We start from the raw sequence: 26,969 nt of genomic DNA on the forward strand, positions 1-26,969 counted from the left end.
AACGGCTTCGCGCGGGCAGGATTACCTACTTACAGACAATGCATGGCTGCTTGTGCCTCGTGCCAAGGAACAGAATATCCTTTGCCCTTCGCACAAAAGATGCTGGAGGAGCTGTATTCTGGGTCGGCATTTTTATCGTAGCCAATGTGCGAAATAATTTCCTCGGCATTATGACACACATCATAGCCATCAAATTGGAGTGTGAGTGCGCCCTTACCATTGGTATAGGCCGCAAAGGTTGTGCTATAGCTCATTAGGGTGGCGACGGGCGCTCGTCCCGTTAGCACAACATCTGTTTCGGATAAGATGGGGTCATCGAATGTGCCAGCAGCTTGCTGTATGTCGCTCATCATGCGGCCGATAAAGTCGTTCGAAGCCTTCATTTTAAAGCGATAATAAGGTTCAAGCAGGATGTTCTGTGCTTGCTCAAGTCCTTGACGTAGCGCACGGAAACTAGCTTCTCGGAAATCGCCGCCCGATGTATGTTCATTATGTCCGCGACCTGTTAGCAGTGTAAAATGAACATCTGTCAGAGGGAAGCCTGTGAGTAAGCCATGGTGATCACGCTCAAACAGGTGCTTTTCAACAAGGCGTTGGTTGCCTACCGATAAATGATCCACATGGCAGGCATTGCTAAATGTATTACCTACTCCTCGAGGATTGGGCTCCATTAGTAAATGAACTTCTGCATAATGCTTGAGGGGCTCAAAATGACCATAGCCTGTCACCGTCGTCACAATGGTTTCCATATATAAAATTTGGGGCTCGCCAAAGGAGACCGTTAATGAAAAACGCTTCATTAACACTTCTATCAGTACCTCCAACTGAATAACGCCCATAATGTGCACATGGATTTCCTGGAACTTTTCCTGCCAAACCACACGTAAGGAAGGCTCTTCTGCTTCTAGTAAACGGAAAATTTGTAACACTTCCTTGATATGCTGATGGCCCTCATATTGAACCTTTGCCTGTAGCGTTGGGACAAGCTCATAGGGCTGTGACAGCATAGTAGTGCCGATGCGGTCTCCAATATTGGCCTGACTAAGTCCTTTAACAGCAAAAATCTCTCCCGCTTCAACCTGTTGGACGGTATCAAAGCGACTGCCATTATAGAGGCGAATTTCAGTCACTTTTTCTGTCACTTCTTCAAACGAAAATTCATCCCGAACATGTAAAACGCCCTTGACAGCCTTCATAAATGTTAAACGCTGGTGGCCGTCATGACGAATTTTAAAAACCTCTCCCTCAAACGGTGCATTCACTTCAAAATGGGTGTCTGTTAATAGAGGGAGCTGGGCAAGCAATTCCTTGATGCCCTCATCCTTTAGGGCAGACCCTGTAAAGCAGGGGAAGGCACATTCCTTTTGAATCATGGTCTGTAGCTGAGTAAGACATTGCTCATGCTCCAATGACTCATTCAAAAAGGCATCGAGCAGCTCTTCATTACGCTCAGCCAACCATTCCATGATGCCGCTTGAAACATAATCAGTACGAAGCGGTTCATCGACGAACAGCACCTGCTGGGAACAATCCTTGCGGAGCTGTGTCATAACGGCCTCCACATTGGCTCCTTCGCGATCAATTTTATTGATAAAGAAGAATGTTGGGACATGGTATTTGCGTAAAAGCTGCCACACGGTTTCCGTATGACCCTGTACGCCCTCGACCGCACTAATGATAACAATGGCATAATCCATCACACGAATGGCGCGCTCCATCTCAGGGGAGAAGTCGACATGCCCTGGTGTATCAATCAACGTGTATGTATCGTCGCCTATGTTCATGCGACCTTGCTCGGCAAAAATGGTAATACCACGCTTGCGCTCTAGCTCATGATGATCGAGAAAGGTATCCTGATGATCCACTCGACCACGAGCTTGAATGCTTTGTGTATGAAAAAGTACTTGCTCAGAGAAGGTTGTTTTACCTGCATCCACATGCGCAAGTACACCAATTGTTTTGTACATAACCTATCCTCGTTTCTATCTATAGCTATCTTTTCATTGTAACAGAATACTAGCCTATATATTTCTTGTAAAATAGTTCGTATTTTTGTCGAAATAGTGCTAATATAATGATGATTATATATTTAGCAATATACTACTGATTGAGCTACAAATTTTCTTCTGCTAGTCTATCAATAGTATTAACCATTATAGAACGTATTGGTGCAAATGGCATTTGTCATTTGCTTAAAAGGGAAATCGGTGCAATTCCGATGCTGTCCCGCAACTGTAAATGGGGAGTCTGTACAGCATGCCACTGTAGTTTAACTATGGGAAGGCGTATAGATGATGAACCTAAGCCAGGATACCTGCCAGTATGTGTTTTTTGACTAAGAACCACGAGGATGGGGATAGTGATAAAGGTAATGTACCGTTTTTTCACTATGCTACTCTCTTGGCGACAAGAGGGTTTTTTTATGCCCTTCCCACGAATCCTGGTAGCAAAGAAGTCTTTGATTTCTTTCTATAGATGAACAACAAAGGAGAAAAGGACATGAAGAAATGGGAAAGTTTATGGCTGGTGATGGTCATTGCCTTGGTCGCTGTTTTAGGGGCTTGTAATGCAAAGGACAAACCTGAATCAGCAGCGCAAGATGAGAAGGTTGAGCCATCTGAGGCAGCAACGGAAGTAACCATTGACAATAATGAAACAACTCAAACATATAAGGAAGCACCTACAAAAGCGATTAGTTTAAATCAGCATGTGACAGAGATTATGCTAGCGCTAGGCTTAGAGGATTCCATGGTAGGCACAGCTTACTTAGATGATAAAATCTACGAGCCCCTACAAGAAGCATACGATAAAGTGCCTGTGCTTTCTGATCAATACCCAACGAAGGAGCAAGTAATTGATGCCGAGGCTGATTTCTTATATGCAGGCTGGAAGAGTGGCTTTGGTGAAAAGGGTGTTGGAACACCGGAAGAGCTTGAGGAGTTAGGCATTCATACGTATTTACATACGGCTTCCAATATGACAAAGCCAACACTAGAGGATATTTTCACTGATATTCGTAATATCGCAAAAATTTTCCGTATTGAGGATCGTGGAGAAGCCTTAATTGAGCAAATGACGCAAGATGTGGAGGCAATTCAAGCTAAATTACCAAAAGATAGTGAGAAATTACGTGTTCTCGTATTTGATAGCGGTGAAAAGGATGTCTTTACAGCTGGTCAAAACTTTATGAATGAACTAGTGTCAATCGCTGGTGGTCAAAATATTTTTGGTGATGTGGAATCAGGCTGGACAACCGTGTCGAAGGAAGATGCGGTAGACCGTAATCCCGAGGTAGTTGTCGTGATCGATTATGGTGAAACAACGGCCGAACAAAAGATTCAATTCTTAAAAAATGATCCAGCATTAAAGGAGATGGAAGCTGTTAAAAATGATCGCTTTGTCATCCTGCCACTGTCAGCTGCGTCTGAAGGCGTTCGTGCGGCACAGGCTATTGAAATTTTAGCGAAGGGCTTCTATCCTGATAACTTTTAAAATTCCGAGCTAGCATTGTGCTAGCTCCTTTTTCATAAGGAGCGATATCAATGAATGCATTTCAGAAAAACGTACCAGATCAAACATTTGAAACACTTAATCGTCATGGCGAATATACACGCTTAGCTGTCAGCCCGGGTATTATTAATAAGCATTATACGCCTGCACAATTTCAAAAAATAGCAGAGATTGCTGGCGAAAAGGGGGCGATTAAGTATTCGGCCTCCTATAGTATTTTAGTGTCCATTCCAACGAGTGCCGTGACAGAGGCTATGCAAGCCTTACGAGAAGTGGGTCTTTATGTTGCACCATCAGGACCCATCATCGCGATGAAGGCCTGTGATTTTTGTGATGGTGAAAAGATGGAGGCTGCTCCGATAACCGAACAGCTTTATCATGCTTTAGAGGGGATCGAGGTACCTGCAAGAGTACGTGTTAACATCAATGGCTGTGCGTCAGCCTGCTACAATGCAGTCTATGATGATATTGGACTCGTTTATCAGCAGGAGAGCTTTGATGTTTACTTAGGTGCTGTACCGATGGGGGCAAAGGCGCAGGCGGGCACGTTATTTGCGAAAAAGGTAGGTGTCGAGCACATTGAAGATTTTTTGCTACAAATGATGAACCTTTATAAGGAACATGCTCGTCCGAATGAACCCTTTTTTAAATTTTATCACAGAACAAAATCAACCGAATATTGGGAATTAGTAAAAAAATCAATTAACTAGCAGGAATATTACTTAGGGTGTCGAAGTATTGTAGTAGAGTACAGAAAATGACAATACAAAGGAGCAAGAACATGACATCGAAACAAGGGATTCAACCAGAAGATCTTTACCACTTGAAATCAGTAGCCGATCCACAGCTCTCACCTGACGGGACTGAGGTAGTTTATGTTGAGACACGTATTGATGAGAAGAAAAAAGATTATGTCTCGAATTTGTTTTACATAAACCTGAAGAACAAAACACCACAGCAATGGACATTTGGGGAGGATAGAATAAGTTCTCCTATATGGTCACCTGATGGTAGTCAAGTTGCGTTTTTATCCACTAGAACAGGCAAGTCGCAAATTTATGTTCTTTCAAAAGCAGGCGGAGAGGCAAAGCAGGTGACATATTGTAAAAATGGTGTGACATCACCTGTGTGGTCACCATGCGGCAAGAAAATGGCCTTTTCTATCAAGCTAGGTAAAGATGAAACGATTTTGGATAAGGTAACGGATGAAAAGAAAGAAGAAAAAGAACTAAAGCCTCTAGAAATAGACAAGATGAAACATAAATCGGATGCTGCAGGTTTTTTGGATATGGAGCAGTTTAGTCAAATTGCGATCGTCTATTTAGAATCGGGCGAGTTAGAGCAAGTGACGAAAGGAAACAATCATGTCCATCTTGGTACATGGTCACCTGATGGTCAATATATGACGTACTTAGCTGATGTAGCAGAGGATACAGATTTTTCATTTAAGAGTGATATCTATTTATTAGATGTAGAAACAAAGCAAGCGCGTCCGTTAACAGAGGGAACAGGTATGTATTACCAAACGTCATGGTCTCCAAACAGTCGCTTCATCTCTTTCATAGGTAGTGAAAGAGAATTTGAAAATGCTACACAAGCAAAGCTATGGCTCTATGATTTGCAACAAAATCTGCTGACATGTGTAACAAGTGAATTTGACGCCCCTATTGGGGATTTTGCAATCGGCGATTTTCTTCAAGGTGTGGTGTCACCACGTGTTCAATGGTTGAATGATAATCATAGCTTCTACTTCCAAGTAACAGATCACGGTAATGCTGCGATTTATTTCGGAAATATAGATGGTGAAATCTATCCAGCTATTCACGATGATCAATATGTCTATGGTTTTTCACTTGATGCACAACATGATCAAGCAGTCGTAGCCATTAGTACAACGACGAATCCTGGCGATTTATTTTTCGTCAACCTAAAAACGGGTGAAAAAGAACAGCTGACGTCCATCAATGAAGAATTTTTAAAGACGAGAGCATTAGCTGTTCCAGAAGCCATTGAATTTGAGGGAGCAGAGGGCTGGAAGGTAAATGGTTGGATCATGAAGCCAGTTGGTTATGAGGAAGGGAAAAAATATCCTCTAGTGCTTGAAATTCATGGCGGGCCACATGCGATGTATGCCAATACTTATTTTAATGAGTTCCAAATTCTAGCTGCACAAGGATTTGCGGTGCTATATACGAACCCACGTGGCAGTCATGGCTATGGTCAAACGTTTGTTGATGCAGTGCGTGGTGATTATGGTGGCAATGATTATGAGGATCTAATGGCGGCTGTGGACTATGTGCTGGAGCACTATGATTTTATTGATGCAGACCGTCTCGGGGTGACAGGTGGGAGCTATGGCGGCTTTATGACCAACTGGATTGTTGGCCAGACGAATCGCTTTAAAGCAGCTGTGACGCAGCGCTCTATTTCGAACTGGATTAGCTTTTACGGTGTCAGTGATATTGGGTATTACTTTACAGATTGGCAAATTCTTGCGGGACTTGACGATATCGAAAAGCTTTGGCATCATTCACCGCTGAAATATGTCAATAATATCGAAACACCATTGCTCATTTTACACGCTGAAAAAGACTATCGCTGTCCAATTGAGCAGGCGGAGCAATTATTTATCGCCTTAAAGCATCGTAAAAAAGAAACAAAATTCGTGCGCTTCCCTGAGTCCAATCATGAACTGTCAAGGAGCGGAAAACCAACTTTAAGAATCAATCGACTTGAATATATTCGCGATTGGTTTGTGAACTATCTATAAGTAGTATTCAGAGGTGACTTAAGAAATGAATTTCTTAGGTCACTTTTTTATATAAAAAGACAGAATCATAAAGAAATGATTCTGTCTTGAATTCCTGTTAGTCCATTTTTTGAATAAAGACGACTTTCAAATAATTAAATTCAGGGTATTCACGTGAAACACGGAAATCCTTTGGTAAACCGTATTCCTCTACAATTTTATAGCGTGTACGAGTTTCTTTAAATGCTTGGTCAATAAAGCCTTTAAACTTTTTCATCCCAAAGCTAGCATTATTTGTGGAAGCGACAATGATGCCATTTTTAGCGGTAATAGCAATGGCATCCTTCAGTAATTTAGGGTAGTCCTTTGCTGTTGAAAATGTCATTTGCTTCGTACGGGCAAAGCTAGGTGGGTCTAATACAACAAGATCAAATTGTAAGGCGTGACGCTGCGCATATTTAAAATAATGGAAAACGTCCATTACTTTAATATCCTGTGCTTCATAATCAATTTGATTCACACTGAATTGCTCAATGGTTTTGGCAAGACTGCGTTTAGCTACATCCACACTTGTTGTTTTCATGGCGCCTCCTAGAGCAGCTGCCACTGAAAATGCTCCTGTATAGGAGAATGTATTAAGCATGTTTGTATGGTTTGCATAACGCTCACGAATAGCCAAACGTACCTCGCGTTGATCTAGGAAAATCCCCGTCATCGCTCCGTCGTTTAAATGAACTGCGTATGTCATACCATTTTCCTTCACCATGATTGGAAATTCACCAGGCGTGCCCGTCACAAAATCATCCTGTTCAATATACTGCCCTTTGCTATCAAAGCGTTTTTTCTCATAAATAGCTTGGTAGTTCACCGTCTCAGCAAGCGCCTCATACACGACATCTTTCAAGGAGTAAATGCCCTCACTATACCAGCTCACCATGTAGTAGCCATTAAAAAAGTCAATCGTGAGACCGCCGATGCCATCTCCTTCACCATTAAATACACGAAAGGCTGTTGTGTTTTCATTGTTGAAAAATGCTGCACGATTGTCGAAGGCTTTTTTGAATTTTTTCATGAAAAAAGTCTTATCGATGGTTTCGTTCACATCAGTTGTTAGCACCCAGCCAATCCCTTTATTTTGAATACCGTAGTATCCTGTACCAATAAAACGATTATGGTGATCCATGAGCTTGAGAAGCGTACCTTGCTCAGCAGGTAGGCGTCTTGCATCGACCGCATCCTTTGAAATAAGTGGATAGCCTTTTTTTAATTGCTCAGAATAGGGCAGTTGTATTTGTAATGTCATTGTTTGTGTCATCATGTCATCCTTTAAAAAACGTTTTGCTCTATTATCGCACTGTTTGAGCTGGATAGCCAAACTTATTTCAAGAATTCCACAATTTTTGCCACCGTTTCGTTTGTGGCATCTTCAAAATAATTCATTTTACTGAAATAACTATGAATTAAACCTGGCATTGTGACATGTTCTACTGCAACGCCACCAGCTTTTAGTTTTTCTGCATAGCTTAGTCCTTCATCATAGAGAACATCGGCCTCAGCAGCTATGATGATTGTTTTAGGCATGTTACGAACATTCTCTAGCTGAAGAGGGGACACGAGCGGGTTTGTAAAGTTTGCTTCATCTGTATAATGCTGAGAGAACCACTGCATGCCCTGTGCATCTAAGCCGTAGTTTTCACCAAAAAGCTGATAGGATTCCGTTGTAAAGTCGACATTTGTCACGGGATAGATTAGTGCTTGAGCTTGTAACGCTGGACCACCCAATGTAGTAGTTAAGTAAGCAACAACGGTAGCTAAATTTCCACCTGCACTGTCCCCAGCAACAGTTAAGCGATTGACATCTCCACCAAAGGCTTTGATATGCTCAGCCACCCATACTAAGCTATCGTAGGCATCGTATAAGGGAGTTGGGAAGGGGTATTCTGGTGCTAAACGATAGTCTACTGATACGACAATCGCCTGTGCTTGGTCTGCTAATAGCTGACAGCCTGCATCGACAGACTCTAAATTGCCGTAAACCCAGCCACCACCATGGTAATAAACAATGACAGGTAATGTTTTGTCAAGGACAGGCGTATAGAAACGAAGTGTAATGTCAGCTCCATCTCGCACCGTAATATTGTAATCTTTGATGGATGCTAGCTTTGGTCTGTGTGGTGATTGCCAAAGCGTAGCTGTGCGCATTGCTCTTGCTTCCTGTGGGGTAACTTGGTAATAAGGTGTGCCCGTATGCTGGGCTTCAATATAATGAACAGCTTCTTTTCTTAAAGTAGTCATCTTCATCATTCCTTTATCGTGACGTTGGATATCTCTATTATAAACTATTCATATAATTTTACTAGGATTTAATTTTATAAAAAGAAAATTCATTCATAAATGAGGTGAAATACGCTCATTATGTTTATAATAAAAAAGATGAAAGTATTTGGAGGGACAGTATGATTTCTTTAATTGTGGCACATGATGACAACCATGTCATTGGTTATAACAACGGGATGCCTTGGCATTTACCAGGAGATTTGCAGTATTTTAAAGAGAAAACAATGGGTAAGCCGATGATAATGGGACGTAAAACATTCGAATCCATTGGTCGTCCACTTCCAGGGCGTCGCAACATTGTCATTACGCGCGATGAGAACTACCAAGCGGATGGTATTGAAATCGTGACAAGCTTAGAGGAAGCATTAGCACAAGCTGGAGATGTACCTGAAATCATGATTATTGGTGGTGAGCAAATTTTCCGTTTAGTAATGGAGAAGGCAGATCGTTTATATATTACAAAAATTAATCATGCCTTCCAAGGAGATACCTATTTCCCAAGCTATGAGCAGGATTTTATTGAAATATCATCAGAAAAGCCTGAAACAGCACCAGAAGGCTATACATTCCAATATCAAATTTTTGAACGTAAATAGTGGTGAGACAAGCGCGGTTTTAGTAGACCGTGCTTATTCTGTGTTTAGGGGAGATTCGATGGGAAAAATAACATTATTGAGTGGAGAAATGGCTCATGTTGATTGTTTGAGCTGTGCAATCACAAGTGGACAAATTGAACCCAATGGAGGTGTTGTCGTTGAAACGGATTATTTTCACGCTCACCAGGATGTAGCGTACCCCATAAAGGGATTAGTCATTTTAGCTTCAAAACGTCATATTCATGGCTTTGATGAATTAAAAGAACATGAAAAAATGGACTATATTAACCTCTTAACAACAATCAGAAAGGCTCAAAGGGAAGTATTAGGTATAGAATATGTTTATTACTTTTACAATGAAGATACGACACACCACTTCCATACTTGGATGGTGCCTCGCTATGAGTGGATGAATGGATTTGGGCGTTCTGTTGAATCCCTGAGGCCAATTTTACTGCATGCTAGGCATAAATTGAATGATGAAGAGAATGACAAAGAGGTAAAGGAAGCCATTGCGCTTTTACGAGAATCCATAAAAAAACGCTCCTTATGAAGGGAGCCTTTTTTTATAAATAGAAATAGACACAAGCATACATAGAAGCACAGCCCGCCAGTACAAAAAGGTGCCAAATCGCATGGTTGTAGGGTAGGGAGCGCCATGCATAAAACATTGCTCCAATGGTATAGAATAGCCCACCTGCTAGCAGCAAAGCAAAGCCATAAAAACCTAAGTAGAGATAAACGGGCTTAATGGCGAAAATAATTAACCAGCCCATACCAATATAAAAAATCAAGGAAAGTACTTCGAAACGATTAATAAAGAAACATTTAAACAGCACACCGAGTACAGCGAGTGACCAAATAATACATAATAATGTCAAGCCTAGTGTGCCACCAACAGCAATTAATAAAAACGGCGTATAGGTGCCGGCAATTAAAATATAAATGGACGAGTGGTCCAAAATAGCAAAAAAGTGTTTATATTTTCCTGGCATACTGTGTAGCAATGTAGACATTAAAAACAAAATGATGACAGACGCACCAAAAATGCTAAAGGTTGTAATATGTAGTGCATTTCCTGTTTGGACGGCTGCTAACAATAAGACAACCAGTGCCGGAATACTAACAACGAAACCAATACCGTGTGTAATGGCATTCCATAGCTCTTCTTTCCATGATTTATAGTCAAATGAATCCACCATTTGAAACACTCCTTTCGTTCATGTATTTACTATACCCCAATAATTTATTCTTGAACATTTACATTTGTCATATATTTCATATCAAAAATGTCATAAGGCTGTCATATTCTTTGAGGGGCATTGATAGACAAGAGGTGGGCGAAAACGCTATAGTATCCAAGGTAGCGTTTACATGCAAGTTAGGACAGGGCATTACCTAATGACAAATGTCATGTTTACATAATGATTCATTAGTCTATATAATAAATTTTAATGAAGTAAAAGGATGTGTCGAAGTGGGACGAATTCATATAATAACGGACTCAACTTGTGATTTAACAAAAGAAGAAGTAGCACAACATGGCATACATATCGTGCCTTTAACGATTCAAATTGATGGTCAAACATATACAGATGGTGTGGATTTAGAGCCACAGTCTTTTTTAGGCTTAATGAAAAATGCGAAAAATTTACCGAAAAGTTCACAGCCAGCTCCAGGGAAATTTAAAGAATTATATGATGAGCTTGGAAAAGATGGGGATCGAATTATCTCCATCCATATGACAGGTGGTATGAGCGGAACAGTGGAATCGGCACGCCAAGCGGCACAAATGACAGACGCTGATGTAACAGTCATCGACTCACGCTTTATAGCGATTGGTCTCGCTATTCAACTACGTGAAGCCATCCGCATGCGTGATGAGGGCGCAACCGTAGAGGAAATTGTGGCACGTCTGGACAAAGTACGTGACAATACCTACCTATATGTTATTGTAGATACGCTTGAAAACCTAATTAAAGGTGGTCGAATTGGTAAAGGAAAGGGCTTTATCGGTTCACTTCTAAACATCAAAGTCATTGCCAACCTTGAAGGCGGCGTTTACAACCCTGTATCAAAAGTACGTAGCCATAAGCAGGTAGTCAATTACTTATTTAAACAATTTCAAGAAGACACAGCTGGAAAAACAGTCAAGGCAGTGGGCATTTCCCATGCAGATGGCCTATTAACGATGGGCAATCCATTAAAAGCCTTAATCGAAGAGACGGGTTTTAACGATGTAGAAATTGCATTCACATCCCCAATCATCTCGACACACACAGGCCCAGGAGCCATCGGTTTTATTTATTTTGCAGAATAATAGTGAGGAGCTACTACATAAGTAATTGTAGTGGCTTTTTTTCATGCTTAGATCATATTGGACACATTCGAGAGATGAGCGTTTTGTACGACTGCACTCTAAATAAGAGCGCTTTACCGCTAAAGAAGAGTAGCTTCGCATTTGCCTCAAGGCTGAGCGGCTTCGAATGAGGCATGAGCGCATTTGCCTCAAAGCTGAACGACTTCGAATCAGATGAGAGTACTGCCATCAAAGGTGAGCGACTTTACTCGAAATAAAAAAACTTCACCACCAATCATGAACAAACACTAGCTTATTCTTCTCACAAAGCCACATTACCCAGTGAAGAAACTTGGCAGGAGCACAAAATTATGGAGAACTAAGGGTTAGTCACTTTTCATTGCGGCATGAACTATTCTATAATAGAAGTAATAGAAAGGGATGGAAGGTGGTCAAATGGACATTTGGCGATTTATGTTGTCGTGTTTGACCGTCTTAGTACTAAGTGGTTGTGCAATATCAATCGATGAACCGAATCCGCAAGCAGAACCTGACGGTGAGCAAGCAGGGACGGAGCAAGATATGACGCAGGATGAGCAACAAACAGAGGATGAGGAAAAACCCTCTAAGAATATGTTGACACAAATATTTGAACATTTTTTTGAGCCATCAGCAGAGGATTTATCGCAAATTGATGAAGAACAAGCAAAGCAACTACATTACTTGGCACTTGGAGATTCATTAACAGATGGTGTCGGTGATGAGTATAGTCAAGACGGTTATGTTGGAAGATTAGCAGATTCATTGCTCGCATGGCCCTCGATTTCAGATGTAGATGTAGATAATCGAGGCAAACGAGGTAGACGCAGTGATCAACTACTAAAATTAGTGAAAAAAGGGCATTATGATGAAGAGTTGCAAGAAGCACAGCTTATTTCCTTAACAATGGGTGGCAATGATGTCATGAAGGTCGTCAAGCAGGATTTATTTAACTTGAAGCGGGACGCTTTTGATAAGGAGCTGCGAGCATATAAAGAACGTTACAGCAAAATCGTAGAAGGCATTCGTGCAAAAAATCCGACAGTGCCCATACTACTCATTGGTTTTTATAATCCATTTTCAATTGTAACCAATGAGGCGAATGAATTTGATACAATTATCACAGAATGGAATAATGTGATTGAAGAAGTAGCAAGCAAGGATTCCAATGCTTGCTATGTATCAGTAGAAGATTTATTTGATTCAAATGAAGAGCTCGTCTATCATACAGATTTTTTCCACCCGAACGCAAAGGGATATGAAAAAATGACAGAGCGTATATTAGCAGCAATGGAGCAGTGTGGTATGGAAAAAAAGATTAACAAGGCAATAGGCTTCGAGGAGTGACAAAATGAATAAATGGAAAGTCGCGTTTTTCGCCTTAGCAGGCACAGTGCTTTTTGCAATCCTCCTCGTCGTTTTTTTAGCAACTAGACCAGTGGATGGCGTCAACGTTGCGAAGAGTTCAGCAGGTGAAAGTGAAAGCAAAGGGAATGTACTCGTTGTGCAAACAACAACAAAGGAATTAGAATCGATATCGAAAAAGTATTTAAAGGATGCAGCGAAGGGCTCACCTTTACCGCTTGATTTTACAATTGGTAATGATATTCAATTACGAAGCACCCTAACGGCATTTTATACGGAAGTGCCGATTTCCATGAATTTTGAACCGATTGTAGATGACAAAGGCAATATTATTTTAAAGCAGACGAGAATGAATGTTGGACTACTGAAAATTCCACCAGAAACGACTATGAAAATTATGCGCGATTCGGTGGAATTTCCTTCATGGATTACGGTGCATCCGAATGAAGCGGAAATTTATATCGATTTATCCCGCATCAACATCGCTTCAGGATCACGTGTCCGTGCCAAAGAATTAGACTTACCAAATGATAAAATTCTATTGGAAATTATTGTTCCTGGTGAATAAGGAGTGAAAACAATGGCAAAGCAATACGCAACCTTTGCAGGGGGCTGTTTTTGGTGCATGGTCAAGCCCTTTGACGAAACACCTGGCATTGTCTCAGTGCTATCAGGCTATACAGGTGGACATGTTGTCAATCCTACCTATGAACAGGTATGCTCTGAAACGACAGGTCATGTAGAAGCTGTACAAATCGTTTTTGATGATGAATTATATAGCTACGAGCAATTACTAGCGATTTTTTGGACATTGATTGATCCAACTGATGCAGGAGGTCAATTTTTTGACCGTGGAGAGTCTTACACAACGGCCATTTTCTATCATAATGAGGAACAACGTGAGTTAGCAGAACGCTCGAAGGCAGATTTAGCAGCGTCTGGGAAATTTGATAAACCAATCATGGTAAAAATCCTGCCAGCCAGCACCTTTTATCCGGCTGAGGATTATCACCAGCATTATTATAAGAAAAATCCAATGCACTATGAGCGCTATTCGATTGGATCTGGTCGCAGAGCGTTCCAGGAGCATCACTGGGGGAATAAACATGAGTAAAGAACAACGTTTAAAAGAATTAACAGATATGCAATATTACGTCACACAGGAAAATGGCACTGAGCCCCCATTCCGCAATGAATACGATGATCATTTTGCAGAAGGCATCTATGTGGATATTGTTTCTGGGAAACCATTATTCAGCTCACTCGATAAATACAACTCTGGCTGTGGGTGGCCAGCCTTTACCAAGCCGATTGAAAAAGAGCAAGTAACCGAGCTTTTCGATACATCCCACGGCATGCGTCGTGTGGAGGTGCGCAGTAAAGAAGCGGATTCCCATCTAGGACATGTCTTCCCAGACGGTCCAAGTGAGCAAGGAGGCTTGCGCTACTGCATTAACTCAGCAGCGCTCCGATTCGTCCCCAAAGAAGATTTAGAAAAAGAAGGCTATGGCGAGTATCAATCGTTATTTAAATAATCCAATCCTAGCAAGGTAGCTCTTGCTAGGATTTTTTTGTTTTAATCTTAAGGTGATGAATTTCCTGATGAGGAGGAACTTGCAAAGTGGAAGGGAGACTTTGTAGAGTGAAGGATAAAACGCTCAGATTGGTGGATAGAACCAGCAAAGTGGAGGATGGCTCAGCAAATTGAAGGATAAAACGCTCAGATCGGTGGATAGAACCAGCAAAGTAGAGGATAGAACCCATAAATCGATGGATAGAAGCAATAAAGTGGAGGATAGAACTCATAGATCGATGGATAGAAGCAACAAAATGAAGGATAGCCCAGCAAAATTAGAGGAGAATCAGTAGAGTGAAGGATAAAATACTCAGATCGGTGGATAGAACCAGCAAAGTAGAGGATAAAACTCATAGATCGATGGATAGAACCAGCAAAACGAAGGATAGCCCACCATTTCAACAGAGAATCCTTTATTTGAATGATCGAATCTTCAAATTGAAAGGATAGCCCCTCAAAATGCAGGAGGAACCAGCAAAATGCTGGATCCTCCTTCGAGTGGCTTATACTTTAAATTCGCTCACTAGGTTACGTAAGCTATCTGCTTGTTGGGCGAGCTCGGTGGCTGCTGCGTTGATTTCCTGCATGGATGCGGAGCCCTGTGTTGCGGCTGCCGCTGAGGTTACCGTGTTGGCTGCTGATTGCTCGGCATAGGCATTGACATGCACGAAGTCACTTGCTACGGCATTGCTAGAGTCAAGTGTAGTCGCAATTTTATCTACCATAGCTGCGATAATCGTCGTTGTTTCCTCTGTATGCGTTAAAATATTGGCTAAGGATTGGTTCGTTTCATTTGTTACTTCCACGCCTCGGATAACAGTTGTCACTCCTTCATGATTTTGGGCAATGATTGACGTAACTTCCTGCTGGATGGACGTCACAATCGTTGTTACTTCTTTCGCTGCGCTTTGTGATTGCTCTGCAAGCTTGCGAACTTCATCTGCTACAACTGCGAAGCCTCGTCCATGTTCGCCAGCGCGTGCCGCTTCAATGGCCGCGTTTAATGCGAGAAGATTTGTTTGCTCAGAAATGGCTGTGATGGTGCCGATAATCGATGTGATGTCGGCAGATTTACGACCTAATGCTTCGACCGTGGACGTTGTGGAAGCCATCGTTTCTTCAATGGATTGCATAACAAGCGAGGATTGTTCCACAGAGCGGCTGCCTTCATCGGCTGCTTGCTGCATAGCGACAGAGGCACGATGGACGGCACTTGCTTGTTCATTTAATTGATGGACGGCATGCTCTAAGTCGCTCATCTTTTGCTGGGCACTATTCATACTTGAAATCGTATTGTCACTATCACTGGCAATAGCAGCTGTGGCATCAGCAATATCCTGAATCGTTCGTGCATTTTCATCAGCTAACGACATCAGCTCCTGGCTACTGCTTGATACATGATCCGCTAATTCACTGACACGGCGAATTAAATTAGAAATTGACTCGATTAATGTATTCGTCGAGGCCGCAATGATTGAAAATTCATCACGATTACGTACTTTTACACGTCTTGTCAAATCGCCTCCTGCCTGTGCAATATCAAGGATGGAGTCATTAATAGCCTGTGTATTTCGTTTAAGTGATTTAAAGAGCATATAACCAAAAATGATGATTGCTAAAAAGCCAACAATTGACACGATAAAGAACGTAGTAATGGAAAGATTGACCTGTTGATTAAGCTTGTCTAATTTGGTTTTATTCGACTCGTCCATGACCACATTAATAGATTCAATATTGTTATCGATATGCGTTTTCATCGTTTCCCCAGTAGCACCCATCATGAGCTTACGGGCTTGTTCAAGTCCGAGTTCGTCGCGCATCGTCATGACTTTGTCTGAATAATCTAGGTAATTTTTATAATATTGCTCGATGGCCTGCATATGACTTAGCTCTACTTGTCGTTCTTGAAATTGTTCTTTTAAGGCAGACAGCTTTTTGTTAATAGTATCAATTTTCATATGATAAGAAGTAGAATAAATACCATTCCCTGTAATTAAATAGGATTGTTCTAAATTTGTTAGTCTAGCAATTTCATATGCAAGCTGATTGACAGTTAACTGCTCTTGGACGTTTTTCTTAGTAAAGTCTTCCATTTGCTGCTGCAAATTTTGTATATTGACATAAGACAATATACCCATGATGCCGTTAATCACAATAAGCAGTGCAAACATAATAAGCACTTTGCCCCGAATTAAATGGTAAAAACGTTGTCGTTTTACTTTAATAGGAGGGGGATTGTTCCCGGGTTCCTCTTTTGTAGCAGCTTGCCTTTTCCTCAAAAAGCTAAGCATAAAGAGAGACGGGCGTTTTTTCGCTGTATTACGAGTTTTTTGAGTTTTTTTCATCGCCATCACCTTCCTATTTTTTTCAATAATCGATTTCAATTTTATCTTATTTTACTAGATATTTCTATTATTATTTCTAAAAATTTAAATTTTTCAGATAAAATACACCGTGACTAAAGTCAGTATTGTCCGAGAAAATAGTTCTAAAAGCATGAATAGGTAAAATATCTTAGTGGTGGGAATTATGACGAAAGCTATTTTTTTTGATACACTAGCGAAAAGCCATTGTTTTAAAAAGGGGAAATTGTTTCATGAAAAAAAGTTTTTATTTGTATGTATTAACATTCCGAGGAGGTGATTGGTCAGACCCTAAAGTTCGCTTTGCAGAGGAAATGTTTCAGGAGCATAATTTTCCAAAACAGAGCACAGACTTTCATGAGCTGTCCGACTATATTGAATCCTACGCTACGGAAAACTTAACAATCGAAACATTCGATACTTTATGGGCGCTTTATGAGGAATAAGCTTGCTTGTATGAAAAGATCGATGATGCTTCGGCGAATTGGCGTCCAGATTTTTCGGGCAAAAGAGTAGAAGTTAACCTAAGCGCTTTATGTTCTGAACTGCGTCGCTGAATCAAGATAAATATTTTTAGTTGCTAGACGTCTAGCATTGCGTAAATGACAGAAACACAGTATTATTTATAGTGATAACTGACAGAAAAGAGGGATTGTAGTATGAGTATTCATATTAATGCAAAAAAAGGTGAAATCGCTGACACAATTTTACTTCCAGGAGATCCATTGCGTGCAAAATACATTGCAGAAACATTTTTAGAAGATGTAATTTGCTACAATGAAGTACGTAATATGTTTGGTTATACAGGTACGTATAAAGGTAAACGTATTTCTGTACAAGGAACAGGTATGGGTGTGCCATCTATTTCTATCTATGCAACAGAATTAATGCAAGAATATGATGTGCAAAAATTAATTCGTGTAGGTACTTGTGGTGCAATTCAAAAGGATGTTAAAGTGCGTGACGTCATTTTAGCGCAAGGCGCAACATCAGACACACGTATGAACCAAATCATTTGGGGTGGTGCTATCGACTTCGCACCAATCGCTGACTTTGACTTATTATTAAAAGCTTACAACGCAGGTAAAGAGGCTGGTCTTAACTTACAAGTAGGGAATATCTTCACAGCAGATTTATTCTACTCAGACGAGCACCAAAACGAAAAACTAGCACAATATGGTGTGCTAGCTGTAGAAATGGAATCAGCAGCCCTTTACACATTAGCTGCCAAATTCGGCCGTAAAGCACTTGCAGTTCTAACAGTAAGTGATCATATTATCACAGGCGAAGTAACAACTTCTGAAGAACGTCAAACAACGTTCAATGACATGATCGTGGTAGCGTTAGACGCAGCGATTCAAGACTAAGCTTACCAAGGGTTTATTGAATTGGACTAAATTTCAAAGGATTAACCTTTAAAGACTTATATGAATGGCCTATTAGGTGACTGAGTAAATCAGAGCCTAATGGGCTTTTTAAATCGAAGTGATTTGAGGAAGCATTACATAAGGACTTGTCTGTAACGACTGCTATTTTAATTTTTGGATAGGTTGAAAGTCACTTCTGATTACACTTTCATTTTTATCGCTTTAATAATTAGTAAAATTCCTAAAATACATAAACTCCCAGATAAAGCATGAAGGATTATATTCCATCCTTCACTAACATTCTGGAAATATTTGATAGATAAAGCTACACCATATAAGCATAATAATATACCCCAAATTCCTCTAAACAATTTCATATAATTCCTTCATCCTTCTTTAATTTTTAATAATGGCTATTACTTTAATTACTCTTATTTTGATTCGTACTAAAAATACTGATAAACGATACTACGCACAGCAGGAACAGTAAAAATAATCTTAACCAATCCATGGAATGCCAAAATTCTCCACCACTAACAACAGAAGGACTTGTACCATACTCATCAACATAAATACCTAAATTCCAAAATAATTTAAGCGAAATAAGTAATGAGAAAAAACTTAGTAAAAATACAGCGATTGATAAAATCGGTTTCTTCATTTTAAATCCCCTTTTGAATAAAATTATTAACTAAATACCACCTAATTTTACCATAAATAACCGTTGTATCAATAAGCTGGTGTGCTTCTTCTTTTTCAAGTGCCACAGAACAGCATTGAGCGAATCGAGATACATTAAGATGGATAATTAGTTACGTAATTTGCTCTCTGCTGTTACATTAAAACCTTGCATTAATGGCTTTATTGGATTGACACAGCAAGCGGTTTATGGACTGATATGTGAGAAAGCCTGTGCGAGCATAACAAAAGGACTTGCCATTAGCAAGTCCTGTTTAAATAATAGAAAACTCATTATTGTAGACCAAATTCTTCTTTCATGCCTAATGTACCGTTATAAAAAATTAATTGAGCAGAACCGCCACTAACTCCTTCATACCAATAGGTCTCTGTTGTAGCATTGGGTGTAGTCATATCTCCTCCAAATTCACCTATACCTAAAATGGATTCTACTTCCTCGAGAGACATTCCCTTCACAGTTGCCTTAACTGCGTTCACGATAAGATTTTGTGCTATTTCCACCCAAAATTGATTTGCTTCATCCAGTGCAGACTCTAAATAAAACTCGGATTCAAGTTCAGCAACAGCAACTTCTTCTTTATTAACAGCCTCTATTTTTTTAAAAACCTATACCCTCTAATTTTATTGATAAATGATTTTAGTCATTCTGCTTATTTGCTAAATAAACATTTTGTCTATTATAGATGGTAACATAGAGGAACGTAAAATAGTATATAAATGGTAAAAACGAATGAGACTTACTACTATTCCAAAACTAGATGAGCATTCAACGTTTTAGCATTCGCTCATTACATCATGATATAGGCAACCAATTCTAGACGACCATCTTAATCAAATGGTCGTCTAGAGTTGGTTGCTTTTTCTTTAATATGACTTGCTACTTATTGTTCGTCAAGGGTGTCAAAAGCTAGTTGCAGATGTTTCCCGTTTTTATACCAGTAGGACCGTTAAATCCAGGGATTGTAGCAATGACCATATTGGTCGCTATATAGATAACAGACACTGTATTGTCCACTTGGTTCGTGACATAGGCAAATGTTCCATCAGGCAAAATCGTCACTTGGTCAGGAGATGATCCTACAGGAATTGTAGCAATCACTGTATTAGTAGCTATATTGATAACCGAAACCGTATTGCTACCTTTATTGACAACGTAAATAAGTGTTCCATCTGGTGTAATGGCTGTTCCTACAGGTCCTGTTCCCACAGGGATTGTAGCAACTACTGTATTGGTTACAGCATTAATGACGGATACGGTGTTGCTATTTTCATTTGTCACGTAAGCAAACTGTCCACTCAATGTGAAAACAATGGATCTTGGGCGAATGCCGACAGGGATTGTAGCGACCACCGTATTCGTAGCTGTATTGATAACAGATACTGAATTTGAATTTTCGTTTGCAATATAAGCAAACGCGCCATTTGGAGTAAAAGCAATGCCTTGAGGCTGGAGCCCTACTGGGATAGTTGCGGTTACAGTATTAGTGGCTGTATTGATGACAGATACCGTGTTAGATCCATGATTGGATACATAAGCAAGTGTTCCATTCGGTGAAATGGCGACACCTAAAGGATTAACCCCTACTGGGATGGTAGCGATTGGTGTGTTTGTGGCAGTACTAAAGACCGTAACATTATCCGAGAAGAGCGCTGGAACATAACCAAATGCTCCGTTTGGTGTAATCGCTACTTCGAGAGGAGCAGATCCTACGGGTATGTTTGCGACTATCGTATTTGTCGCCGTATCAATTACAGATACTCTATTATCAGGCGATACTAGCTGACCAGCGTCTGTCACATATACGAGATAGTTACAACTTGGTGGTATCGGTAAAAATGGTGGTTTACATTTACAACGACAACAAGGACAGCAACAACGACAATGACAATTTGGATTTGATTTTAGCTTGAATTTTTTTAAAGATTGATGTTTTTTCTCCACACGAACACCCTTCCTAACATATAGTGATACTATATGCGTACAGAATTGGGCTTATTGTACGTTCACCTAATTCAAATACTTCTGAAAAATGTGGTGGTTGTATAGGATGGTTTGATGAAAGTGATAAAGATAAACTTCCAAAATCAGCATTTTGCCTATTAGGTGAAGGAATTTCTTTCAGTATATTGGGCTTGTATTTCCTTCTAACAGTATGCCCATCAATGCTTTCACCTTATTATTAATAACGGGTTTTGTTGAAAAATTCCAAATATCGAGAATATACCATATATAAGCAAAGCTGATTGATTTTAAAAGCCTTTTGGATTTTTTATGGTAGATTATAGTTTAGTTGTTTTAAAATAATATTCAACACTATATATGACAGGGGAGGGTCTAGGAAAATGCTAACATATGAGCTTCTGGATTTAAGACTTCTAGCGGACGAGGGAACACTGAGTCCCGCTACGCTGACAGGGTTATTTCCAATGATTATCATTCCTACACAACCGATAGTTATTCGAACAGAGCAACGTACTTGTCGTATAGGAAAAGGGCAATTCGTCTTGCTTTTGTACCCAGAGAAGGACAGCCATATCGTCCCGAGCACTAGCGAAGGATTTGCGCCAGTTTACAGCATCTCATTTAATAGTTATCAATTGGCTAAACGTGAGAAAGAAGCGTTATTATATGTGATTGATACAGCCCATTTGCCTGCGCATGGGCAGGTCATGGAATTTCCTCGATATGCGGTAGGGCTGCTGAAAAATTTGATAGGGCAGTTTTCTCAAACGCAGAAACTAAATGCTGCCCCTAAGCTCCATTTGCTTCTGCACGAGTTCCTCGATACGATTTTTGAAAGAAAGAGTATTGATAACAGTTTTGTGACGAACGATCAAGCTATTCAGCAGGCTGTTACATATATCAAACAACATTTTGAAGCACCGCTAACACGTTCTTTTATGGCCAACATGACAGGCTTTAACGAAAGCTATTTCTCCTCGCTGTTTAAGAAGGAAACAGGGTGGAGCTTTGCTGAGTATGTGAATCAGATTCGGATTGACCAAGCGAAGCTTATGCTACTTGGAACAAATGACAAATTGCAGGATATTGCGTTGAAAACAGGATTTGCAGACGGCTCGTATTTGGGAAAAACTTTCACCAAGTATGTTCATCTTTCACCTAGTAGCTTTCGCAAGAGGAAGCAGAGCAACCGTATCGTTAGTATACAATTTCTTGGGGCATTACTCGCATTGGGAATTCAGCCCCTCGCTACAACACGAGAGCTGCTTCAATCATCCCAGCTATTGCACAGACGATTGCCGAACATAGTAGAGATAGAATCTTTTGACCAAATAGAAGTGATACATCAACTAGCCCCGGAGTTAATCGTGGCACCAACCTATTTTTATAACTACCCTGAAGTAATGAAAGCACTCGAACAAATTGCTCCTGTTCTGACGATTCCATGGGGACAGTTAGACAAGCTTGAAGAGGTGCGACTGCTTGGGACACTCCTTGGGCGAACACAAGAGGCTGAAGATTGGATTGCGCAGCTACAGCAGTCCGCCATAGAGGCAAGAAAAGTCATCACACCATTTCTTCAGTCAGGCTCAACAGCAGGTATCTTTGAATTAAGTCACGATAACTTATGGCTGATCCCTTATCTATCGGTGCGCTCCGCCTACACTTTATACCAGCTATTAGGACTACGAGCTCCTCAGGCCATTCAACAGGAGGTACTTCAACCTGGTAAACATCTGAAAGTTAAAGAGCAGGATTTGCCCCTGTATGCGGCCAATCATATGTTTTTGATCGTACCAACTGATGATACAGAATCTTTCCGCACCAAACTGATGCAGCGTTCCGTGTGGCAACAGTTAGTGTATGAACAAGGTTGCCAATTACACTTACTTAAGCTTAATGAATTTTGGTTTGATGATGGTCTGTCTTTGGAGATTCAACTTGATGTAATAGTAAAATTGTTCACTAATCAAAGTTAAATCCAACAATTTTCCCTATGTAACATCCAATTTATAGGCGTTGTCCTTGTATAAGACTGCCTCTATAATGAATATATCATCGCGAATGATAATCATTATCAAACAAGGAGGTACAATCTTGTACTTACATAAGGTGTTAAAATCAATAGTATTTCTTGCTTTACTCGCTATACTGACGGCTTGTGGCAATGCCAATGACAGCGCCGATTCCAATACTAATAAGGACATTTCCAAAACAGCTGAAACAACAGAAGCAGCTACAAAAATAATCAAAACACAACGTGGTGATATTGAAATACCACGTCAAGCAAAGCGGATTGTAACAGACGGCTATTTACCAGAATTACTTGTCTTAGGTATCAAGCCAATCGGCTCTACCCAATGGGATTTGGAGAACAAAGCAATTCAAGATCAGATTGATGGCATTGAAACAACTGGGGAAAGATCATTGGAGACAATCGTTCAGCTGAAACCGGATTTAATCATCACTTGGGTGGGTGATGAAAAGATTCTTCAGCAGTATGAGAAAATCGCACCTACGCTTGCGCTCCCTTATAGCTCTTCAGGTGATATTTATGAAATAATGCGTCTTTTGGGCGATGCTTTGGACAAAAAAGATGAAGCCGAGCAATGGATTAAGCATTTAGATAAGACCGCAGAGGAAGCACGAGCACAGCTTGCGAACATTATTAAACCCGACGATACTTTTGCACTTATGGGCGTTTTTGTAGTAGATAAAGGCTTTTATATTTATGGTGACGGAGGCTATAGGGGTGGTGAAGCCATCTACAAACATCTTCAATTAAAGCCACCAGCGAAACAACAGAAGGAAATGATTGGGAAAGAGTCCTATCGACAAGTTTCGTACGAAGTCATTCCTGAATATGCTGGCGATTATATTTTCATCGATCAGGGAGATTTAATCTCAGAAGTATGGGGTGAGAGTGAGGGACTTTGGAAGTCACTAGACGCCGTGAAAAATGACCGAGTGTTCAAGCTGGACCCAGATTTATTCTGGGGCAATGATCCAATATCATTAGAGCTGCAAATCAAAGAAGTAGTAAAAATGTTAACTAATAAACAATGAGAATGACATAAATCATTAAAGGCCGCTCGTGATGAGTGGTCTTTATTGTTGTTAGATAAAAAATAAATATACATTTATTTGTAAAAAAAAATGAAGCTTTACGGTACAATGAAAAGAGGCTTACTAATAGCAACTCTTTTGGCAGTAAGTGCAATCTTTATTTATTGTAATAAATTATTTTATCCTCCTTTGCCAATCGACTCCCTCACATCAAAGGAAGCCATACAAAAATTAAATACATTTCCCTTTGATTTAGTGGCGCTCTCCAATGATAAAAATGTAACTTGGTACATCCCAGCAAAAATAAGAATGACAAACAATAGGTCCATCATGCACCTTCTTTCTATTTTTACGATCATTGTAACAGGAATTTAGTAGTTAGATGGAGGTGCTTTAATGGAGAGAGACGGTTGGTCAGGAGCTGAATTCATTAGATAAGCAATGGTTTCGTATAGATAAAATAGGTGACTATTAAAATGGTAGAACATGATAGTAATTGACACATTATTCAATGACTACTGATAGGAATAGAGAGGTAGCGTTTTATGAAACAAATTCAATCAAGCAATATCCAACCCGAAGTGAAAGTACTATTATCCTATGCCACTTCAGACAAGAAAGTAGATAGAGAGTACCAATTATATATGGAAAGTCCAGAAAGAGAGTTATATGGCTATAGCATCGAGCAAGACATGATGGGGTGTATCGGAATCGCAAAGAGGGATGGAAATCACTGTGAAATTAAACATCTTGCTGTATCACCAACGAATCGTGGAAAAGGGATTGGACGTGAGATGATTCGATATTTGAAAGAACACTATTCATTTTCTACGATTTATGCAGAAACGGACGAAGAAGCAGTCCATTTTTATAAAAATATTGGGTTTCACATTACAAGCTTAGGTGAAAAATACCCAGGTGTGGAGCGTTTTTCCTGCCTTTACAACTGCACTACTAATAGTCTGTAACGGCTATTTTTATGTCAGAGCGTAGTCAATTGCAATGTTAGGTTTCAAAAGAAAGGAGCTACAGAATGAGAAAAAAATGGTGGTTTATTGTAAGTGGCTTGGCGATAATGATAGCGGGCTATTCGGTCGTTCAATATATCGTATTCCATGCACAACAGGCTGGGTTTGTTCAATTAAAGCTCATGCTTAGCGCTACATTGAATTCCTTTTGGTATAGTATGCTTTACATTCATATCATTTTTGGTGTATTAGCCCTCGTAATCGGCCCTTTTACATTGTCCTCCACCTTAAGAGAGAAAAATATGAAACGTCATAAACGATTAGGTAGCATCTACATGGTTAGTATTTTGTTCGGTGGTGTGGTAGGACTTTATTTAGCATTTCACGCAACTGGGGGATGGGTAGCACAGCTAGGCTTCGCTTTATTATCTATAGGCTGGCTCATCACAATGTTTCAAGCACTAGCTAACATTAAAAAAAGAAACATCCAAGGACATCAAAAATGGATGCTAAGAAATTATGCTTTAACCTTTGCGGCAGTGACATTGCGAATCTACCTCCCCTTATTTACTGTATTATTTGGCTTTGAAAATTTCCAGTATAGTTATGCCGTCATCGCGTGGTTATGTTGGGTGCCAAATTTATTCGTGATGGAATGGTATATTCAGCGCAAGCTTCATGTCTTTATAGACAATCGACATGTAACAAAGACGACTTGATTTGCAATAGATTAAAGAGAATGTAAAGCATAATGAATTCAATAATCACTAGTAATAATTTCTGTGCTTGTAAAGATAGGATACCAGCAATTGACCCTTTAACCATTCCTCAGTATGCACAGCCTTCTCCTCATAATTATGCGAATATTCTCGACAAGGTAACAGTAGTAGAGTATTGTTTTAGTAAGAGAAGTTATTATTTAGTTACTTTGGATAAATAAGGGGAATGACTATGCATACAAAATTGCAAAATGTTATAGTGGACATACAACAGAATCTTGATTTTTCGGGAACAATTCTAGTGGAAAATCAAGAGAAGGCTGCCTTAGTCAATCAAAGCTTTGGCTATGCAAATCGCTCGGAGCAAATTGAAAATAACACAAAAACGCGTTTTGGTATTGCATCTGGCTGTAAACTTTTTACTGCAATTGCTATTTGTCAGCTTATCGAAAAAGGAAAGCTTTCTTTGGATAGTAAACTAAGTGACTGTTTAAACCATCATTTTAAGCATTTGGATGAGCAGATTACTATTGAACATCTGCTAACGCATACTTCAGGAATTGCAGATTATTTTGATGAGGAAGAAATGGAGAATTTTGAAGAATTATGGGTTGAAAATCCAATGTATCAACTTCGAACATTGCGTGATTTCTTACCTTTATTTCAGGATCGGCCGATGAAATATAGAGTAGGAGAGAGATTTCATTACAACAATGCCGGGTATATTTTATTAGGCTTAGTTGTTGAGCATATTTCTGGTATGAACTTTTCTGACTACATTCAAAAAAATGTATTTGATCCAGCGAATATGAAGGAATCGGGCTATTTCTCATTAGATTCTCTACCGTCTAATACCGCAATAGGATACATAGATAACCCGGATGGTACATGGAAAACAAATATCTACTCCTTACCTGTAAAAGGAGGTTCGGATGGAGGAGCATTTGTAACGGCGAAGGATATGTCAAGGCTGTGGCACGCGCTGATGAACTTTGACCTTTTAAGTGAAGCTGTCACAACACAACTGCTAACGCCTCATGTTGAGATGAATGAAAGTGATAGTTACGGGTATGGTGTATGGATTAAGAAAAACAGTGACCAATCTATTTTAAAATATCATGTGATGGGATATGATCCAGGTGTGTGCTTCCATTCAGCTTATTATCCTGACTGCTCAACCAAAGTAGTTGTCTGTTCAAATAAATCGAGTGGAGCTATGAACATCATGAAGGGCATAGAAGCAGCATTATTATCAGCTCAAACCTTATAAAATAAATAGAGCCTATGTGGAAACAAATTTACACATAGGCTCTAATGTTTAATAGCATTGGTCGAATATCGCCCTTGTGTGTA

At 39.9% G+C, this 26,969-nt stretch carries 26 protein-coding genes and 1 riboswitch; of the genes, 18 read left to right on the plus strand and 8 right to left on the minus strand.

Going from position 1 to position 26,969, the window contains the following annotated elements; genetic code table 11:
- Positions 1–29: 29 nt before the first annotated feature.
- The gene (locus MHI22_RS03530) at positions 30–1,967 is read right to left on the minus strand and encodes a translation factor GTPase family protein (protein WP_340811064.1); all 1,938 of its coding nucleotides are present in this window, start codon (positions 1,965–1,967) and stop codon (positions 30–32) included.
- Between the two features lie 182 nt (positions 1,968–2,149).
- Positions 2,150–2,336: riboswitch (cobalamin riboswitch) on the plus strand.
- A gap of 163 nt (positions 2,337–2,499) precedes the next feature.
- On the opposite strand from MHI22_RS03530, the gene MHI22_RS03535 reads away from it, so the two are divergent.
- The 3 genes from MHI22_RS03535 to MHI22_RS03545 all read left to right on the plus strand — a co-directional run bounded on the left by MHI22_RS03535 (position 2,500) and on the right by MHI22_RS03545 (position 6,280).
- Positions 2,500–3,492 carry an ABC transporter substrate-binding protein gene (locus tag MHI22_RS03535; protein WP_340811065.1) on the plus strand — a complete coding sequence of 331 codons (993 nt, stop codon included), beginning with the start codon at positions 2,500–2,502 and terminating at the stop codon, positions 3,490–3,492.
- A gap of 50 nt (positions 3,493–3,542) precedes the next feature.
- Entirely contained in the window at positions 3,543–4,220 is a 678-nt protein-coding gene (locus tag MHI22_RS03540; protein ID WP_340811066.1) for a precorrin-3B methylase, read from the plus strand.
- Positions 4,221–4,291: 71 nt separating this feature from the next.
- Entirely contained in the window at positions 4,292–6,280 is a 1,989-nt protein-coding gene (locus MHI22_RS03545) for a S9 family peptidase (protein WP_340811067.1), read from the plus strand.
- Between the two features lie 97 nt (positions 6,281–6,377).
- Here the strand turns inward: MHI22_RS03545 and MHI22_RS03550 are convergent, their stop codons facing one another.
- Together MHI22_RS03550 and MHI22_RS03555 are read right to left on the minus strand one after the other, a co-directional pair.
- Entirely contained in the window at positions 6,378–7,574 is a 1,197-nt protein-coding gene (locus tag MHI22_RS03550) for a class I SAM-dependent rRNA methyltransferase (protein WP_340812694.1), read from the minus strand.
- A gap of 62 nt (positions 7,575–7,636) precedes the next feature.
- Positions 7,637–8,554 (minus strand): alpha/beta hydrolase, encoded by a 918-nt coding sequence (locus tag MHI22_RS03555; RefSeq protein ID WP_340811069.1) that lies wholly within the window; start codon positions 8,552–8,554, stop codon positions 7,637–7,639.
- Between the two features lie 161 nt (positions 8,555–8,715).
- On the opposite strand from MHI22_RS03555, the gene MHI22_RS03560 reads away from it, so the two are divergent.
- Together MHI22_RS03560 and MHI22_RS03565 are read left to right on the plus strand one after the other, a co-directional pair.
- The gene (locus MHI22_RS03560; protein WP_036126163.1) at positions 8,716–9,192 is read left to right on the plus strand and encodes a dihydrofolate reductase; all 477 of its coding nucleotides are present in this window, start codon (positions 8,716–8,718) and stop codon (positions 9,190–9,192) included.
- Positions 9,193–9,250: 58 nt separating this feature from the next.
- Positions 9,251–9,745, plus strand: a complete 495-nt coding sequence (locus tag MHI22_RS03565) for an HIT family protein (protein ID WP_058843199.1) — start codon at positions 9,251–9,253, stop codon at positions 9,743–9,745.
- A gap of 13 nt (positions 9,746–9,758) precedes the next feature.
- Here the strand turns inward: MHI22_RS03565 and trhA are convergent, their stop codons facing one another.
- Positions 9,759–10,394 carry a PAQR family membrane homeostasis protein TrhA gene (gene trhA / locus MHI22_RS03570; protein ID WP_036126159.1) on the minus strand — a complete coding sequence of 212 codons (636 nt, stop codon included), beginning with the start codon at positions 10,392–10,394 and terminating at the stop codon, positions 9,759–9,761.
- A gap of 275 nt (positions 10,395–10,669) precedes the next feature.
- On the opposite strand from trhA, the gene MHI22_RS03575 reads away from it, so the two are divergent.
- The 5 genes from MHI22_RS03575 to msrB all read left to right on the plus strand — a co-directional run bounded on the left by MHI22_RS03575 (position 10,670) and on the right by msrB (position 14,430).
- Entirely contained in the window at positions 10,670–11,512 is an 843-nt protein-coding gene (locus tag MHI22_RS03575; protein ID WP_036126157.1) for a DegV family protein, read from the plus strand.
- Between the two features lie 435 nt (positions 11,513–11,947).
- Complete coding sequence (locus tag MHI22_RS03580) at positions 11,948–12,877, plus strand: GDSL-type esterase/lipase family protein (protein ID WP_230593921.1); 930 nt, start codon at positions 11,948–11,950, stop codon at positions 12,875–12,877.
- Positions 12,878–12,881: 4 nt separating this feature from the next.
- Positions 12,882–13,463 (plus strand): YpmS family protein, encoded by a 582-nt coding sequence (locus MHI22_RS03585; RefSeq protein WP_036126152.1) that lies wholly within the window; start codon positions 12,882–12,884, stop codon positions 13,461–13,463.
- A 12-nt stretch (positions 13,464–13,475) separates the two neighbouring features.
- Positions 13,476–14,009: a peptide-methionine (S)-S-oxide reductase MsrA gene (gene msrA, locus MHI22_RS03590; protein WP_340811071.1), complete on the plus strand. Its 534-nt coding sequence runs from the start codon at positions 13,476–13,478 to the stop codon at positions 14,007–14,009.
- Positions 14,002–14,430 (plus strand): peptide-methionine (R)-S-oxide reductase MsrB, encoded by a 429-nt coding sequence (gene msrB / locus MHI22_RS03595; RefSeq protein WP_036126147.1) that lies wholly within the window; start codon positions 14,002–14,004, stop codon positions 14,428–14,430. Before msrA ends, msrB begins: the two co-directional genes overlap by 8 nt.
- A gap of 544 nt (positions 14,431–14,974) precedes the next feature.
- Here msrB and MHI22_RS03600 read toward each other — a convergent pair.
- The gene (locus MHI22_RS03600; RefSeq protein WP_340811073.1) at positions 14,975–16,816 is read right to left on the minus strand and encodes a methyl-accepting chemotaxis protein; all 1,842 of its coding nucleotides are present in this window, start codon (positions 16,814–16,816) and stop codon (positions 14,975–14,977) included.
- 251 nt (positions 16,817–17,067) lie between these two features.
- On the opposite strand from MHI22_RS03600, the gene MHI22_RS03605 reads away from it, so the two are divergent.
- Both MHI22_RS03605 and deoD read left to right on the plus strand, forming a co-directional pair.
- Complete coding sequence (locus MHI22_RS03605; protein WP_036126142.1) at positions 17,068–17,280, plus strand: YozE family protein; 213 nt, start codon at positions 17,068–17,070, stop codon at positions 17,278–17,280.
- A 213-nt stretch (positions 17,281–17,493) separates the two neighbouring features.
- Positions 17,494–18,201, plus strand: a complete 708-nt coding sequence (deoD, locus tag MHI22_RS03610) for a purine-nucleoside phosphorylase (protein WP_036126140.1) — start codon at positions 17,494–17,496, stop codon at positions 18,199–18,201.
- Positions 18,202–18,622: 421 nt separating this feature from the next.
- On the opposite strand, the gene MHI22_RS03615 is transcribed toward deoD, so the two are convergent.
- From MHI22_RS03615 to MHI22_RS03625, 3 genes are all read right to left on the minus strand, one after another.
- The gene (locus MHI22_RS03615) at positions 18,623–18,862 is read right to left on the minus strand and encodes a hypothetical protein (RefSeq protein WP_089935053.1); all 240 of its coding nucleotides are present in this window, start codon (positions 18,860–18,862) and stop codon (positions 18,623–18,625) included.
- Positions 18,863–19,173: 311 nt separating this feature from the next.
- Positions 19,174–19,377, minus strand: coding sequence for a hypothetical protein (locus MHI22_RS03620; RefSeq protein ID WP_090263019.1), 204 nt, complete (start codon positions 19,375–19,377; stop codon positions 19,174–19,176).
- A 430-nt stretch (positions 19,378–19,807) separates the two neighbouring features.
- Positions 19,808–20,842: a beta-propeller fold lactonase family protein gene (locus MHI22_RS03625; protein ID WP_445668835.1), complete on the minus strand. Its 1,035-nt coding sequence runs from the start codon at positions 20,840–20,842 to the stop codon at positions 19,808–19,810.
- 401 nt (positions 20,843–21,243) lie between these two features.
- On the opposite strand from MHI22_RS03625, the gene MHI22_RS03630 reads away from it, so the two are divergent.
- The 6 genes from MHI22_RS03630 to MHI22_RS03655 all read left to right on the plus strand — a co-directional run bounded on the left by MHI22_RS03630 (position 21,244) and on the right by MHI22_RS03655 (position 26,886).
- Positions 21,244–22,842, plus strand: a complete 1,599-nt coding sequence (locus MHI22_RS03630; RefSeq protein WP_340811075.1) for an AraC family transcriptional regulator — start codon at positions 21,244–21,246, stop codon at positions 22,840–22,842.
- Positions 22,843–22,960: 118 nt separating this feature from the next.
- The gene (locus MHI22_RS03635) at positions 22,961–23,929 is read left to right on the plus strand and encodes an ABC transporter substrate-binding protein (RefSeq protein WP_340811076.1); all 969 of its coding nucleotides are present in this window, start codon (positions 22,961–22,963) and stop codon (positions 23,927–23,929) included.
- A gap of 108 nt (positions 23,930–24,037) precedes the next feature.
- A complete protein-coding gene (locus MHI22_RS03640) occupies positions 24,038–24,304 on the plus strand; it encodes a hypothetical protein (protein ID WP_340811078.1) in 267 nt (88 codons plus the stop codon).
- Between the two features lie 170 nt (positions 24,305–24,474).
- Positions 24,475–24,897 carry a GNAT family N-acetyltransferase gene (locus MHI22_RS03645; RefSeq protein ID WP_340811080.1) on the plus strand — a complete coding sequence of 141 codons (423 nt, stop codon included), beginning with the start codon at positions 24,475–24,477 and terminating at the stop codon, positions 24,895–24,897.
- 65 nt (positions 24,898–24,962) lie between these two features.
- Positions 24,963–25,616 carry a DUF2306 domain-containing protein gene (locus tag MHI22_RS03650; protein WP_101966638.1) on the plus strand — a complete coding sequence of 218 codons (654 nt, stop codon included), beginning with the start codon at positions 24,963–24,965 and terminating at the stop codon, positions 25,614–25,616.
- A gap of 232 nt (positions 25,617–25,848) precedes the next feature.
- Positions 25,849–26,886: a serine hydrolase domain-containing protein gene (locus MHI22_RS03655; RefSeq protein ID WP_340811081.1), complete on the plus strand. Its 1,038-nt coding sequence runs from the start codon at positions 25,849–25,851 to the stop codon at positions 26,884–26,886.
- The last annotated feature ends 83 nt before the right edge of the window (positions 26,887–26,969 follow it).

The organism is Lysinibacillus sp. FSL L8-0312 (assembly GCF_038003285.1).
Classification (GTDB): domain Bacteria; phylum Bacillota; class Bacilli; order Bacillales_A; family Planococcaceae; genus Lysinibacillus; species Lysinibacillus fusiformis_D.